Source organism: Haloferax sp. Atlit-10N (assembly GCF_003586325.1).
Taxonomy (GTDB): Archaea; Halobacteriota; Halobacteria; order Halobacteriales; family Haloferacaceae; genus Haloferax; species Haloferax prahovense.
The window spans coordinates 467134-482208 of the sequence record NZ_PSYX01000001.1 but is presented as its reverse complement, the minus strand read 5'-3'; the positions used below and the strand labels follow the sequence as shown (position 1 = coordinate 482208).

The window sequence follows — 15075 nt, the reverse complement described above, 5'->3', positions numbered from 1 at the left end:
CCTGAAAACTTACAACCGACTGGCTTCGACCCTCTCGTGTGTCTCTCACCGCGTTCGCATCGCTCGCAGACCTGACGCTCAGTCTGTACCCCGACTTTTCGTGGCTCTCGTCGCTCGTCGAGACGGCCACGGGCTGGGTCGGGTTGGTCATCATCTTCGCGTACTCGTTTCTCATCGCCTTCGCCCTCCCCGGCGTAAGCGAAATCGTCCTCGCCGCGCCGCTCGACCTCGGGCTCCCCTACGGCGCGAAGCTGGCGGTCATCATCCTCGTCAGCGGCGCGGGCAAGGCCGCAGGAAGCGTCTTCGCGTTCCACATCGGCCGCCAGACGAAGGAGTCGGGCTACGTCGAGCGGGCGCTCGAACGGCTCCCGGTCGACGTGATGGGCTGGACCGAGCGCAAGGCCGTCCAAATCGCACAGAACTGGGGCTTCGCCGGCCTCGCGGCCGCGCTCTGCGTGCCGGGCTTTCCCGACACGCTCTCGATTTACGCGTTTTCGGTCCTCGAAGACGACTACCTCAAGTTCGCGGCCGCGACGTTCGTCGGCTCCTGCGGTCGACTCGTCGTGACGGTCATCGGAATCGAGGCCGCGCTGGCGTTCCTCTGAGCGGAGCGCACGCGCGGGTCGGTCACCCCGCCGTCGTTGTCGCGTCGCCGTCAGTACCGCTGTCAGCCGCTCGTTTCTGCCCCCGTCGCTGTCTCCGAGGTCGCTTCGAACGACTCGACGGACGCGTAGTTGACGACGACGAACGCGACGAAGAGGATGGCTGCGAGCGCCGCGAACGACAGCGACAGCGTCCGGCACGTGGCCGCGGACAGGCCGAGGCGTCGGCCGACCGACTCGATCGCGAAGAGTCCGGCGAGCGCGAGCGAGACGCCGATAGCGAGAATCCAGCCGCCACCGAGGGGCGACTGCGGGACGAGGAGGAGGCCGTAGCCGGAGACGAACAGGCCGAGGAGCACGGCGAACACGGCGGCGAAGCCGACGCTCCGTGCGGGTTGGGAGGCGGTAGTCGTAGTCACGACGGAGAGAGCGTCGGTCGACGAGATAGCGGTTGCGTGACTCGTGTTGGCGCGTCGCCGACGCGTTCGGTCGTGACCGGTCGAGTGCGGCGGTCCCGAGCGCTCCCAACGATTTATACGCCTGCTCGGCTTCAGTACCGGTGTGACCGCGACGGGTCTCCCCGACAACATGCGTATGCGCGCGTTCTTTTAGCCGTGGGTGGACCCGCCTCCGGCCGTCGACTCGGTAACGTGAGACGACGGTCGGGTCCGGCGAACCTCGGGGCGATATCGCACCGCCAGACAGACGCATCCGAAGCGGCGGGCTTTAGGCCCGCTTCCGAGATACACGACACATATGAGTCACGAGGACTTCCCCACGGAGAAGCCAGCGGTGGTGACGTGTGGACTGCCGTACGCCAACGGCGACCTCCACATCGGCCACCTCAGAACGTACGTCGGCGGCGACATCTACAGTCGCTCGCTGCGAACACTCGGCCAAAAGACGGCCTTCGTCAGCGGGTCGGACATGCACGGCACGCCCGTCGCCGTCAACGCCGAGAAGGAGGGCGTCACGCCCGAGGAGTTCGCGCTCCGCCACCACGAGAAGTACGAGGCGACGTTCCCCCGCTTCAACATCGAGTTCGACAACTACGGCCACACCCACGACGAGACGAACACCGAACTGACCCAGGAAATCGTCCGCACGCTCGAAGCCGAGGGCTACGTCTACGAGAAGGAGATTCCGGTCGCCTACGACCCCGAAGCGGACCAGTGGCTCCCCGACCGCTTCGTCGAGGGCGCCTGTCCGTACTGCGGCGCGCACGCCCGCGGCGACGAGTGCGACGAGGGCTGCGGTCGCCACCTCGAACCCGGCGAAATCGAAGCCCCGACCTCGACGCTCACTGGCAACGCCGCGGAGTACCGCGAGCGCGAGCACAAGTTCTTCGCGGTCTCCGACCTCCAAGACTACCTTCAGGAGTTCATCGACCGCCTCGAAGGCACCTCGAACGCCCAGAACCAGCCCCGCGAGTGGATCGAGGGCGAACTGCAGGACTGGTGTATCACCCGGGACATGGACTGGGGCATCGACTACCCCGGAGAGGAGGGTGACGACCTCGTGCTGTACGTCTGGGTCGACGCGCCCATCGAGTACGTCTCTTCCACCAAGCAGTACACGGAGCGCGTCGGAGCCGACACGTTCGACTGGGAGGCCGCGTGGAAGGAGTCCGGCGACATCGTCCACATCATCGGCCGCGACATCATCCAGCACCACACCGTGTTCTGGCCGGCGATGCTCCGCGGCGCGGGCTACGTCGAACCGCGCGCGGTCATGGCCTCCGGCTTCATCACGCTCAACGGCAAGGGCTTTTCCACCTCGCGCAACCGCGCCGTCTGGGCCGACGAGTACCTCGACGAGGGCTTCCATCCCGACCTGCTTCGGTACTACCTCGCCACCAACGGCGGGTTCCAGCAGGACGTGGACTTCTCGTGGTCGAAGTTCAAAGACCGCGTGAACAGCGAACTCGTCGGTACGGTCGGCAACTTCCTCTACCGGTCGATGCTCTTCGCGTACCGCAACTTCGAGGGGACGCCGGATGTCTCCGAGTTACACTCGGAGGCCAGTGAGACGGAGTCTCGCGCTGCGGAGGTGTCCGAGGAAGTCGAAGCCCGCATTCAGGAGGCCATCGACGAGTTCGAAGCCGGCATCAACGACTACTCGGTCCGGAAGTCCGGCAACGCCGCCGTCCGCCTCGCGCAGTTCGGCAACGAGTACATCCAGCGCAACGAGCCGTGGAAGCTCACCGACGAGGACCCCGAGGCCGCGGCGCAGGTCATCCGCGACTGCGTGCAGATTGCGAAGGCCATCGCCGTGCTGTTCTTCCCCGTCGCGCCGGACAAGATGCAGGCGCTCTGGGAGCAACTCGGCGAGGACGGGTCGGTGGCCGACACCGGCGTCGACGCCGCCTTCGAGGCCCCGCCGGCGTCCTTCGGCGAGCCCGAGGCGCTGTTCGAGAAAATCGAAGACGAGCGCGTCGAGGAGCTCAACGAGAAGCTCGAAGCGCGCGTGGCCGAGACGGAATCCGAAAGCGACGAGTCCGACGAGGACGCGGAGGAGAACATGGACGCAGACTCCGACGCTGACGCCGACATCGACTTCGAACCCCTCGCCGACGACCGCATCAGCTTCGAGGACTTCCAGGGCCTCGACATCCGCGTGGGCGAAATCGTCGCCGCCGAGGGCATCGACGGCGCGGACAAGCTCGCCAAACTCACCGTCGACATCGGCGTCGAAGAGCGTCAAATCGTCGCCGGCATCAAACAGCTCCACGACCTCGACTCGCTCGCCGGGTCGAAGGTCATCATCGTCGCCAACCTCGAGAAGGCCGAACTGTTCGGCGTCGAGTCCAACGGGATGCTGTTGGCCGCGGGCGACGAGGCCGACATCCTGACCACCCACGGCGACGCCGTCCCCGGCACGAAGGTCCAGTAAGCGACCGTCCGCGACCCGATACGCGACCGCTCGCGACCCGTTTTTTCGACGCGCCGTCTCGACCGCGCCACCGCCCTCGTATCAGGCGTGGACCACAGCGCCTAACTGCGCCGACTCCCGAGCGTCGTCCATGCGAATCGGAAGACGGGAAGCGGTCGGAATCGTCGTCGCGCTCGCGGTGTTCGCGGGCGTCGTCGCCGCGGTCACGGGCGGCGGCGCTGGCACCCTGACGGTCGAGCGCGTGGACGAACTCCCGCAGGGACAGGGCGCGGTGGCCTTCGGCAACCTCGACTCCGACCAGCGCGAGACGTTCGAGGAGGCAGTCTCGACCGGCGAACCGGCGGCGATACCGAACGAGGCCGCGAGAAACGAGTTCGCCGACCCCGGCTACGTCCGGTACGACGGCGACATCTACCGGACGACCGTCTCCGGCTGAGTCGGCGTTCGACGCTCGAATCCCGCGCCACAATCGGAGCCGATTTGAGCGGCGACGATGGAGCGCCGCCATGCGACTCAGCGTGTTACTCGCCGTGGCGCTCGTCGTCTCGACGGGCTGTCTCGGCGGCGCGAGCGGGACCGCGAGACTGAGCGTCGCCCGGGTCGACGACCTCCCGCAGGGCGAGGGCGCCGTCTCGTACCAGAACCTCGCGCCGGCCCAGCAGTCGGCGTTTCGCGAGGCGCTCGGAGGCGAGACCGTGACCCTCCGAGAGGGAACGGACAGAAACGAGTTCCGCGACCCCGGCTACGTCAGATACGACGGGAGAACTTACCGAACGACCATTATAGTTTCGTGAGGGCGACCGAGCGGTCAGTTCGACGGGCGAACTATAGAGAGTACGTATGCGAACCCATTACTCGACACCGAGTTCATCATCGGGCTTTTTTATCAGTCACTCGTAGGCGACGCCATGAGAAACGCAAAAATCGTCTGCACCCTCGGTCCCGCGTCCTTCGACCGAGAGACGATTCGCGGGCTCGCCGACGCCGGCATGAGCGTCGCCCGGATGAACGCGAGCCACGGCAACGTCGAACACCGGTCCGACGTCATCGACAGCATCCGCGCCGTCGACGACGCGACCGACGAACCGCTCGCGGCCATGCTCGACCTGCAGGGCCCCGAGGTACGAACCGCCGACATCGACGAGGACATCTACCTCGAAACCGGAAGCGAGGTCCGCTTCTACGAGGGCGACGACGCCACGCCTGAGGCCGTCGGCCTGTCGTACTCCATCACCGCCGCGGAGTCCGGCGACACCATCCTCCTCGACGACGGCCGCATCGAAGCCACCGTCGAGCGCGTCGAGGACGACTCGGTCCACGCGACCATCGTCTCCGGCGGGAAGCTCAGTTCGCGTAAGGGCGTGAACGTCCCCGGCGTCGACCTCGACATCGACCTCATCACCGACTCCGACTACGAGAACCTGAAGCTCGCCGCCAAGAAGGAAGTCGACTACGTCGCCGCCTCGTTCATCCGCGACGCGGAGGACGTTTACACCATCAGCGACACCCTCGAGAACCTCGGCGCGGAGATTCCCATTATCGCCAAAATCGAGCGCGCCGGCGCGGTCGAGAATCTCGACGAAATCATCCAGGCGGCCCACGGCGTGATGGTCGCTCGGGGCGACCTCGGCGTCGAGTGCCCTCTCGAAGAGGTTCCCATCATCCAGAAGCGCACCATCCGCAAAGCGCAGGCCGCGGGCGTTCCGGTTATCACCGCGACCGAGATGCTCGACTCGATGGTCCGCTCGCGCCGCCCGACCCGCGCGGAGGCGTCCGACGTGGCCAACGCCGTCCTCGACGGCACCGACGCCGTGATGCTCTCCGGCGAGACCGCCGTCGGCGACCACCCCGTCCGCGTCGTCGAGACGATGTCCCGCATCGTCGAGGAAGTCGAAGAGAGCCCCGAGTACGACGAGAGCCAAGAACAGCGCGTCCCGACCGCCGACGAGGGCTCCCGCACCGAGGCGCTGGCTCGCTCGGCGCGCTACCTCGCCCGCGACGTGAACGCCGCGGCCGTCGTCGCCGTCTCCGAGTCCGGTTACACCGCCCGGAAGACCGCGAAGTTCCGCCCCGGCGTCCCCGTCGTCGCCGTCACGCCGAACGACCGGACGCGCCGTCAGCTCGCCGTCTCGTGGGGCGTCTCGGCGCAGTACGCCGACTACAGCCCGAGCGTGGAGGGCGTCATGGACGACGCCGTCACCGCCGCGCTCGACGCCGGCGTCGCGGAGTCCGGCGACACCATCGTCGTCCTCTCCGGCATGATGACGGAGCTCGAAGGAACGAACACGACGAACATGCTCAAGGTCCACGTCGCCGCCGAGCCCGTCGCCACGGGTCGGAAAATCGTCAGCGGCCGGGTCGCCGGTCCCCTCTACCGCACCGAGGACGGCGACCTCACGGACGTGCCCGAGGGCGCGATTCTCGCGCTGTCCGCCGAGTTCGACGGCGAGTTCAACGGCGACGCCGACAAGCTCGCCGGCATCGTCGACGCCCGCGCGGGCATGACCGGCTACCCGGCGCTCGTCGCGCGCGAACTCGACATCCCGATGGTGTCGGGCGCGCCGCTCCCGAAGACCATCAAACAGGGCGCGACCGTCACGCTCCACGCCGAACGTGGCATCGTCTACGAGGGCGACGTCATCAGCCACGACCGCGGCAACCGGAAGTAGTGCGGTAGCCCTTTCCGGCCGCGACGCCTACCCACGATTCGATGTCCCGCGCACCCTCTCCCGAGGCCGAAGACGACCGCGACGGCGACGGCGAGTGGCGCTTCGGCGTCGACGACGTCGGCCCCGACGGCATCGTCGACGACGAACCCGAGATCGAACAGCTCCCCATCGAGCCCGGGTCACCGCGGGCCGAAAACGTCGCGTTCGTTTTCCTCGGCGTCCTCCTCGCTGTCGGGCTCATCGTCATCACCGTGTTCCCGGGCGCGGTCTGACCGCCCCACGGCGCGCCGGTCGCGAGCCGCCGCGAGGTCCGGGCTTCGACCATCCGACTTTCCGTTTTGATAATCGGGACTGTTGATTTATGTGACCCCGAGGGGAACCACCGTCAACCCCCCCGACCGGGACACACCAAATGAGTTACGCAGTCCGCGCACCCTCCGTGTTGGTCGCCGCGTTGATTCTCCTCGCGGCGCTCTGGGTTCCGACGCCCGCAGTCGCCGCCGACGAGCCGACCGCGTCGTTCGGCGAGGACGTTACCACCGTCACCCGCGGCGACGTCGTCGAGATACGCGTCCAGCACTCCCAGCCGGGCACGCTCCACATCGGCGGCGACGGCTACGGCTACCACCTGACCGTCGCCCTCGTCGGGTCGGGAACGACCACCCTGACCATCGACACCTACAACTCGACTGGCGCGCCCGAGACGTACGTCTCCGGTGGCGGCAACAAGACGCTCCACACCGGCCACCTCAGCGAGCCGATCGAGCCGGCGACGTACATGATGAACGTCACCATCGACGGCGTCGAACGCGCCATCGGCCAACTCGACGTCACGGAGCGCGGGAACACGTCGGCAACGACCAACGTCGCGCCCGCGAGCCTGAACGACTCCGACTCGTCGGTGTCGCCCGGGGACGTTCGGGGCGTGATGACCGAGCGGACGACCGTCGCCAAGGGCGACCTCGCGGTCGTCCGCCTCAACGAGAGCGGGCTCGAGTCGGCGCTGAACCCGGACGACGTGACCGGCGGCGCGAACGCACGCGGCATCGAAATCACGCTGAATCAGCTCGAAGTCCGGCCGAACCGAGAACAACAGACGTTCCTCGCGACGCCGGAAAACGGGACGACGGTCGTCACCGACTTCGAAAACGACGAGGTGTTCGTCGTCTGGGACACCTCGGAACTCCCGCTGGAAGGTGACACCGAGGAGTACGAACTGCAGGTGACGCTCCGCGGCGACCACAGCGACTTCGTCGACGAGGACACCATCACGGCGCGCTCGCGGGTGCGACTCGTCGAACCGACCGTCTCCATCGAGGTGCGAAACGAGACGGTGTACCCGTGGGAGTCACTGCGGGTGAACGTCACCGGCGAGACCACCCTCGCGCCGAACAGCGTCGTCGAACTCCGGGCGCGCGCCCCCGGGCAGCCGTTCTTGAAGCTCGTGCCGATGACGGTCACGGCGAACCGGACCGTCTCGCAGAACCTCACGTTCGCGCCCGATGACCGCGGGCTCACGTTCCCGCTTTGGGTGCGCGACTACCGTGACGAGACCGAACACACGATGCGCATCCTCGACTCCGAGGCGAACCTCCGGTTCGTCGACCAGGAGACCGACGGGACGTTCGTCACCATCAGCCGGGTGAACCTCTCGGTCGGCGGATTCGTCGCCGTCGAGACCGCCGACGAGGAGCCGCTGGGGACGAGCGCGTATCTCCCGCCGGGGACGCACCAGAACGTCGTCGTGGAGTTCGACCGCCGGCAGTTGGTCGACGCGGAGTTGCTCGCCATCGCCTACGCGGACCGCGACCGCGACGGGAACTTCTCGGTCGCGGTCGACGCGCCGTACCGGACCGCTACCGATGGTAATGGTACCGACGGCAACGCGACCGCGGACGACAACGAGACGGTCGGCACCATCGTTGCCGACGACGCGATGGTCCGGCTCGAACCCGGCGCGAAGACGCCGACACCGACGGCCACGCCGACCGCGACGCCAACAGAATCGACCGCAGAAACGACAACTGAGACGCCGTTCCCGGTCGTCGAACGGACGCCGCTGGAACCGGCCGCCGCCGGAACGAACACTGGAATCCCGTTCTCGCCGGGGCTGACGGTCGTCGCGCTCGTCCTCACCGGACTGGCCGCGCGGCGACTGCGACGCTGACGAACACCGAGGCGATAAGATGACACACGACCGACGCGGACACGACCGACGACCCGCCCCCGACGGACCGGAGGGACGCGAACAGTGACGAGACTCGTCGAACTCGAACCGACGAAGTTCGTCCACTTCCTCTCGGACCTCTGGACCCAACGGAACTGGCAGACGAACGCCCAGCCCCGAGGCGAAGGTCGATACCTCGTACAGGGGCAGCGCGGCGACGGCACGAAAGGGCTCATGCTCGTGCTCCCGTCCGTCGAGACGACGGTGGGAACGGGGCACGTCAAGGGGTTCGTCGCGCACGCGAAAAAACGCGGCATCGACACCGTCGTCGTCGCCACGCAGGGCGAGTTCGACGACTCGGTCCGCGGGTTCGCCACGAACCACGACGTGACGCTGCTCGACCGCGAGGAACTCGGCGAGACCGTCGCCGACGAGGGGCTCGAACAGACCGTCAAACAGTACACGGACGGCGACGTGTTCGAGACGGCAGAGGTCGAGTTCGGCCTGCCGTTCGACCTGCCCGAACCGGTCGAGGAGGCGTTGGCGTCGCTCCCGATAGCCGCTCTCCGCGAACGGCTCGCCGGACTCACCGGCGGCGGGGGCGACGGCGGCGATTCTTCGGGCGACTCGCTCCGCGACAGGCTGCCGTCGTCGGTCGACGACCTGAAATCGGGGTCGCCGCCGAGCGTCCGCGTGGTCGTCGTCGCCGTCCTGTTGCTCGTCCTCGCGCTCGGTTCTGTGGCCGCGCTCGGGCCGATGGTGGACGGACTCGGCGGGTCGAGCGGCGGCGGAAGCGGCGTCGCCGTCTCCGCGCTCTCGGGCGCGAGCACCGACTCGGCCGACCTGGTCGCCCGGTGGAACGCGCGGACGGCAGACTCGCTTCAGGTGGGTAACCAAACGTACGCCGCGCCGGAGGGAGAGCGGTTCGTCGTCGTCGGACTCAATGCGACGGCCGCGAGCGGCTCACCCGGGAACCTACCGCAGTCGGCGCTCGTGTTCGAGTCTGACGGCGTCAGCTACGGTCACCAGCCGCTGTCGAACGCGACCGGCTTCGACAACGGCGCGCTGTTCGCTCCCGGCGAGAGCACGCACGTCTGGACCGTCTTCGCCGTGCCGACGAACGCGACCACCGGGACCGTCCTCGTCCAGCCGACGAACGAGGACACCGTGGCGTTCGTCCACGACGACACCGTCTCGACCGACCCGAACGGCGACGACTGAGCGCGGGCGAGCCCGACCCGCCACGGGAATCGCGCACCGACCGCGGCCGCCGCGACGAATTCGACCCTCAATCCTTAATCGGACGACGACCCTAGAGCCGGTATGGCATACCTGCCGTTCCCGTTACAGACCGGTCTCATCACCCCCGAGACGCTTCCGCTGTTGCTCGTGCTCGCGGGTCTCGGCCTGTCACTCGCGGAGGCCATCGCCCCCGGCGCACACTTCGTCGTCCTCGGCGTCGCCCTCCTCGCGGCGGGGCTGGCCGGCCTCCTCATCGCGCCGCTCTCGGGCCCGCTCGCGCTCGCCTTCCTCGTGTTGGTCTTCGGCGCGCTCGCACTCTACGGCTATCGAGAGCTCGATTTCTACGGCGGGAAAGGAGAGGGAAAGACGAGCGACTCGGACGCGTTAACGGGGAAGATGGGGCGCGTCACGGAGCGCGTCACGCCGACCAGCGGCGAGGTCAAACTCGACGAGGGCGGCTTTAACCCCTACTACGCCGCCCGCTCCGTCCACGGCGAACTGGAGGAGGGAACCGAAGTCATCGTCGTCGACCCCGGCGGCGGCAACGTCGTGACCGTCGAGGGAGTCGGCCCCGGCGAAGACGAAATCGACCGCGAACTCGCCCGCGAGCGGGCGCGGCAGCGACGCGAGGAGTCCGCGGAGCGGGAAGAAGAACTCGAACGAGAGGGCACCGAAGGCGTCTGATCGGCGGCCGCCGCACGCCAACCGGCGCGGTTCGGGCCGACTACGCCCTCGTCGCCGCCGAAATCGTCCGACGTGACGGCCGCACCACACGAATACTTATCATTCGTCCAACCCAACACGGGCGTATGGACTTACTTGCCCTCCAGGCGGGACTGGGCATCGGAGGCGTCGTCGTCGGCCTCCTCGTGCTCGTCCTCGCCATCGTGACGGTGTATCAGATGGTCGAAATCGTGGACGCCTACGAGAAGAAGGCGCTCACGGTGTTCGGGGAGTACCGACGCCTCCTCGAACCGGGTATCAACTTCATCCCGCCGTTCGTCTCTCGGACCTACGCGTTCGACATGCGGACCCAGACGCTCGACGTGCCCCGACAGGAAGCCATCACGCGCGACAACTCGCCGGTGACCGCCGACGCCGTCGTCTACATCAAGGTGATGGACGCGAAGAAGGCGTTCCTCGAGGTCGACAACTACAAGCGCGCCGTCTCCAACCTCGCCCAGACGACCCTCCGGGCCGTCCTCGGCGACATGGAGCTCGACGACACGCTCAACAAGCGTCAGGAAATCAACGCGCGCATCCGCAAGGAACTCGACGAGCCGACCGACGAGTGGGGCGTCCGCGTCGAGTCCGTCGAGGTCCGCGAGGTCAACCCCAGCGCCGACGTGCAGCAGGCGATGGAACAACAGACCTCCGCCGAGCGCCGCCGCCGCGCCATGATTCTCGAAGCGCAGGGTGAGCGACGCTCCGCCGTCGAGACCGCGGAGGGTGAAAAGCAGTCGAACATCATCCGCGCGCAGGGTGAAAAGCAGTCGCAGATTCTCGAAGCGCAGGGTGACGCAATCTCGACGGTCCTCCGCGCGAAATCCGCCGAGTCGATGGGCGAGCGCGCCATCATCGACAAGGGCATGGAGACGCTCGAACGCATCGGACAGGGCGAGTCGACGACGTTCGTCCTCCCGCAGGAGCTCACGTCGCTCGTCGGCCGCTACGGCAAACAGCTCACCGGCTCCGACGTGCAGGACATGGAAGGCCTCTCCAGCAAGCAGTTCGACGAGGAGACCCGCGAACTCATCGGGCTCGACGACATCGAGGAGATTCTCGGCCAGATAGACCAGGCCGCCGAGATGGACGTCGAACAGCTCGAACAGGAAGCCGAAGCCATCAAGGCGGGCGCGGAGGTCAACGACATCAAGTCGCCCGACGAGGTCATCGCCGAGGCCGACGAGGAAGAAGAACCCATCAAGTCGTCCGACGAGGTCGTCGCCGAAAGCGAGGGCGCCGACGGCGCGGCCGCGACCGGTGGGTCGTCGGACACGGAGACCGCGAGCAACGGGCAACCGGCCGCCGACGAGGACGGCGACGACGACGAAAGCGAGATGTCCTTCGAGAAGGACCTCGAATAGTCGCGTCGGCCGACCGTCCCGGATTCGGACGGGTGTAAATGCCGAAGCCCTTTTCTTCGCGCCGTCTCGTATGTGGGAGTAGATGTCGAACCGCCGGGTAGACGAAGACAAGCGCGCGACCCTCCGTCGGTTCGCCGCGCTCGGGGCCGCCACGCCGCTCGTGGGCCTCGGGGGTGGCGACGACAGCGAGGACGACTCGTCCGGGTCGAGCGACGCGCGGGACGCTATCGTCGGCTACGTCGCGTCCACGCCCGGCGCGCACTTCTCGAAGGTCCGCGACGACCTCAAGTTGGGAACCGGCGAGACGCAGTACCACCTCCGAAACCTCGTCGACGACGACACGCTCGAAGTGCGCCGCGACGGCGACTACAAGCGATTTTTCCCCGCGAGTCGGTTCTCCGAGTTCGAGCAGGTCGCGCTCGGCTATCTCCGCCGTGACACGCCGCGCGGGATGCTCGTTCACCTGCTTCGCGACCCCGACGCGACGGGGAGCGAACTCGCCGACCGCCTCGGCGTCTCGCGGGCGACGGTGAGCACGTACGCGAAGAAACTCGACGCCGTGGGGCTCCTCTCGCGCGAGGACGGCTACGCGGTCCGCAACCCCGAGACGGTCATCACGCTCCTGATTCGCTACGCCGACTCCTTCGGCTCCGACGCCGCGGCGTTCGCCGACGACGCGGCCGAACTCATCCGGTTCGACCCCTGACGAGGTCGGACGAGTCGAGGCCGGCAGTCGAGACGGGCGATTGACGCTGTACCATGTGACGGTTCCGTGTCCGTTCCGACTCGTAGCGGCGGCGCTGGGACGCGAGAAAACCCGAAAAAACGGGGATGGAACGACGTGTGGGTGGGAGACGACGGCGTTCCGGGTGGGGTGGCGCGATGGAGGACGCGCCGGGGTGCACGCCGAGGACGGCGTGCGGCGGGGCCTGAGTGAAACGTCAGCGGGGACTCAGACGGTCACCTTCCACGTGGTGCCCGAGGAGTAGCCCCACTTCTCGACGCTCACGTCGAAGTCGCCGTCGAGGATGGGGCGCATGTTCGCGCCGACCTCCTTCGCCGAGAGGTCGAGGTCGTCGGCGATGAGGCGGGACTTGAAGTACGTCTTCGCCCCGGCGTTGGAGCGGAGGTAGTCGAGGATGCGGCGCTGTTTCTCCGAGAGACTGCGGTTGGCGTCGAGGACCTCGCCCTCGACTGCGGTCGCGGAGGCGGTCGTGCTCATACCTACACAGAGAGACGAGACGCCTATCAGGGGTTTGGTACGGGAGCTTAACACGGCGTTGTCTTGCGATTTCAACCGAAAACGAGCCGTCCGGACGGCTCCACCGAGCCGTCGCAGGTACAGTCGCCTAACACCCACGCGGCCCGGACACACCAACGAGGAAACAGGCCGGACGCATCGGAGCGCGTCGGGGCGGGGGCGCGCCGGGGCGCATCGAAGCGGCCGTCGAACACCCGAACGTTCCGAACTGTCCGTCTCACGGACCGTACCTGTTCCAAGACAGAAAATTCATACGCGGATAGCGGCCATACGACGACAATGGGTCGCCCGACAGAACGACGCCCGGCCGCCGCGACCGCGGCCGGCGTCGAAGTGAGCGTCGTCCTCCCCGCCTACAACGAGGCGCGGACCATCGAGAACACGGTCCGCGTCACCGTCGAGACGCTCGAATCGTTCCTCCCCGCCGACGCCTTCGAAGTCATCGTGGCCGAAGACGGCTGCGACGACGAGACGCCGGAGATAGCCGACCGGTTGGCCGCCGAGGACGACCGGATTCGCCACTACCACAGCGACGACCGCCTCGGTCGCGGCGGCGCGCTCGAACGCGCCTTCGAGGCCGCACGCGGCGACACGCTCGTCTACTTCGACACGGACCTCGCCACGGACATGCGACACCTCGAAGAGCTGGTCGAGCGCGTCCGCTCCGGCGAGTACGACGCCGCGACCGGGTCGCGCTGGATGCCCGACCGCGTCGCCGACCGTCCGCGGAAACGCGGCGTGCCGAGTCGCGCCTACAACGGCCTCGTCCGCCTGTTTCTCCGCTCGGACCTCCGCGACCACCAGTGCGGCTTCAAGGCGTTCAGCCGCGAGGCGTTCGAGGCGCTCCGCGACGACGTAGAGGACAACCACTGGTTTTGGGACACGGAGATGCTCGTCCGCGCCCAGCGCGCGGGCTTTCGGGTCGCCGAGTTCCCCGTCGACTGGGAGCCGAAAGGCGACACGAAAGTCGACCTCGTCCGCGACATCCTCGGGATGGGAAGCCAGATTCTCCGGACGTGGTGGCAGCTCACGGTCCGGCCCCGCATCACCCGCCGGGTGACCATCGTCGCCGGCCTGCTTTTGACCGTCCTCGCGCTCGCGCTGATGACGCTCTACATCGACCCCTCGGAAGTCATCACGGTCCTCGGCGACGCCGACCCCGCGCTCGTCGCGGCGGCCGCGATAATCTACGTCGTCTCGTGGCCGCTCCGGGGGATTCGCTACCGCGACATCCTCGCCGAACTCGGCTACCGCGAGAAGGCGGGGTTCCTCACGGGGGCGATATTCATCAGTCAGACCGGGAACCTCGTGTTCCCCGCCCGCGCGGGCGACGCCGTGCGCGCCTACGTCGTGAAGGCGCGCCGGAACATCCCGTATCCCTCGGGCTTCGCGTCGCTCGCGGTCGAGCGCGTCTTCGACCTGCTCACCATCGCGGGGCTCGCGGGCGTCGTCCTCGTCGGCCTCGCGGCGACCGGCGGCCTCGACGACATCGCCACGGTGCTCGCGACCGGCGTGAGCGGCGGCACGGTCGACGTGTCCGCCGACGACGTGCGAACCGTCGCCTACGTCGCCACCGGCGTCGGCGTCGTCGCCATCCTCGGCGTCATCGGTATCGCGCTGTCGGCCCGCGCGGACCGGAACGTCGTCCGGGCGTTCGTCGGCCGGTTCTCGTCGGACTCCTACGTCGAACTCGTCGCGGGCGTCATCGAGCAGTTCGTCTCCGACCTGCAGGCGGTCGCCGGCAACCGCGCCGCCTTCGGCCGCGTCGGCCTGACGAGCCTCGCCATCTGGACCGTCGACGTGGTGACGGCCGTCGTCGTCCTGCTCGCGCTCGGCGTCGACATCGACCCCGTCGTCCTCGTCGGCGTCTCGTTTTTCGCCGTGAGCGTCGGCAACCTCGCGAAGGTGCTTCCGCTCTCGCCCGGCGGCGTCGGCCTCTACGAAATCGCCTTCACGGTGTTCATGGCCGCCCTCGCGCCGATTACGCCCGCCGCCGCGCTCGCCGCGGCGGTCCTCGACCACGCCGTCAAAAACGCCGTCACCATCGTCGGCGGCGTCGCGTCGATGCTGTCGCTCAACGTCTCGTTGACGACCGCGGTCGAAGAGAGCGCCGACGTGCGCGACCGCGAGCACGAACTCGCCGAGTCGGAGTAAC

General features: G+C 67.7%; 14 protein-coding genes. 12 read left to right on the top strand and 2 right to left on the bottom strand.

The window, feature by feature from the left end; all coding sequences use genetic code 11:
- Positions 1–38: 38 nt before the first annotated feature.
- Positions 39–605, top strand: coding sequence for a YqaA family protein (locus tag C5B91_RS02535; protein ID WP_008092282.1), 567 nt, complete (start codon positions 39–41; stop codon positions 603–605).
- 62 nt (positions 606–667) lie between these two features.
- Here C5B91_RS02535 and C5B91_RS02530 read toward each other — a convergent pair whose 3' ends face one another.
- Entirely contained in the window at positions 668–1021 is a 354-nt protein-coding gene (locus C5B91_RS02530; protein WP_008092280.1) for a hypothetical protein, read from the bottom strand.
- A 337-nt stretch (positions 1022–1358) separates the two neighbouring features.
- Between C5B91_RS02530 and metG the strand changes: the two genes are divergently transcribed.
- From metG to C5B91_RS02480, 10 genes are all read left to right on the top strand, one after another.
- A complete protein-coding gene (gene metG / locus C5B91_RS02525; protein ID WP_049968163.1) occupies positions 1359–3494 on the top strand; it encodes a methionine--tRNA ligase in 2136 nt (711 codons plus the stop codon).
- 130 nt (positions 3495–3624) lie between these two features.
- Positions 3625–3930: a hypothetical protein gene (locus C5B91_RS02520; protein WP_115819049.1), complete on the top strand. Its 306-nt coding sequence runs from the start codon at positions 3625–3627 to the stop codon at positions 3928–3930.
- A 70-nt stretch (positions 3931–4000) separates the two neighbouring features.
- On the top strand, positions 4001–4288 hold the full coding sequence (locus C5B91_RS02515; protein ID WP_115819048.1) for a hypothetical protein: 288 nt from the start codon (positions 4001–4003) through the stop codon (positions 4286–4288).
- 114 nt (positions 4289–4402) lie between these two features.
- Positions 4403–6163: a pyruvate kinase gene (gene pyk / locus C5B91_RS02510; protein ID WP_115819047.1), complete on the top strand. Its 1761-nt coding sequence runs from the start codon at positions 4403–4405 to the stop codon at positions 6161–6163.
- Positions 6164–6204: 41 nt separating this feature from the next.
- Entirely contained in the window at positions 6205–6435 is a 231-nt protein-coding gene (locus C5B91_RS02505; protein WP_004972634.1) for a hypothetical protein, read from the top strand.
- A 140-nt stretch (positions 6436–6575) separates the two neighbouring features.
- Positions 6576–8330, top strand: a complete 1755-nt coding sequence (locus C5B91_RS02500; RefSeq protein WP_008092275.1) for a hypothetical protein — start codon at positions 6576–6578, stop codon at positions 8328–8330.
- 84 nt (positions 8331–8414) lie between these two features.
- Complete coding sequence (locus tag C5B91_RS02495; RefSeq protein ID WP_008092274.1) at positions 8415–9551, top strand: restriction endonuclease; 1137 nt, start codon at positions 8415–8417, stop codon at positions 9549–9551.
- A gap of 102 nt (positions 9552–9653) precedes the next feature.
- Positions 9654–10256 (top strand): NfeD family protein, encoded by a 603-nt coding sequence (locus C5B91_RS02490; protein WP_008092273.1) that lies wholly within the window; start codon positions 9654–9656, stop codon positions 10254–10256.
- Positions 10257–10381: 125 nt separating this feature from the next.
- A complete protein-coding gene (locus C5B91_RS02485) occupies positions 10382–11659 on the top strand; it encodes an SPFH domain-containing protein (protein ID WP_008092271.1) in 1278 nt (425 codons plus the stop codon).
- An 82-nt stretch (positions 11660–11741) separates the two neighbouring features.
- On the top strand, positions 11742–12365 hold the full coding sequence (locus C5B91_RS02480) for a MarR family transcriptional regulator (RefSeq protein ID WP_004972642.1): 624 nt from the start codon (positions 11742–11744) through the stop codon (positions 12363–12365).
- Between the two features lie 246 nt (positions 12366–12611).
- On the opposite strand, the gene C5B91_RS02475 is transcribed toward C5B91_RS02480, so the two are convergent.
- The gene (locus C5B91_RS02475; RefSeq protein WP_004972643.1) at positions 12612–12881 is read right to left on the bottom strand and encodes a hypothetical protein; all 270 of its coding nucleotides are present in this window, start codon (positions 12879–12881) and stop codon (positions 12612–12614) included.
- Positions 12882–13199: 318 nt separating this feature from the next.
- On the opposite strand from C5B91_RS02475, the gene aglD reads away from it, so the two are divergent.
- Positions 13200–15074 (top strand): flippase domain-containing glycosyltransferase AglD, encoded by a 1875-nt coding sequence (aglD, locus tag C5B91_RS02470; protein ID WP_008092270.1) that lies wholly within the window; start codon positions 13200–13202, stop codon positions 15072–15074.
- Position 15075: the final 1 nt, after the last annotated feature.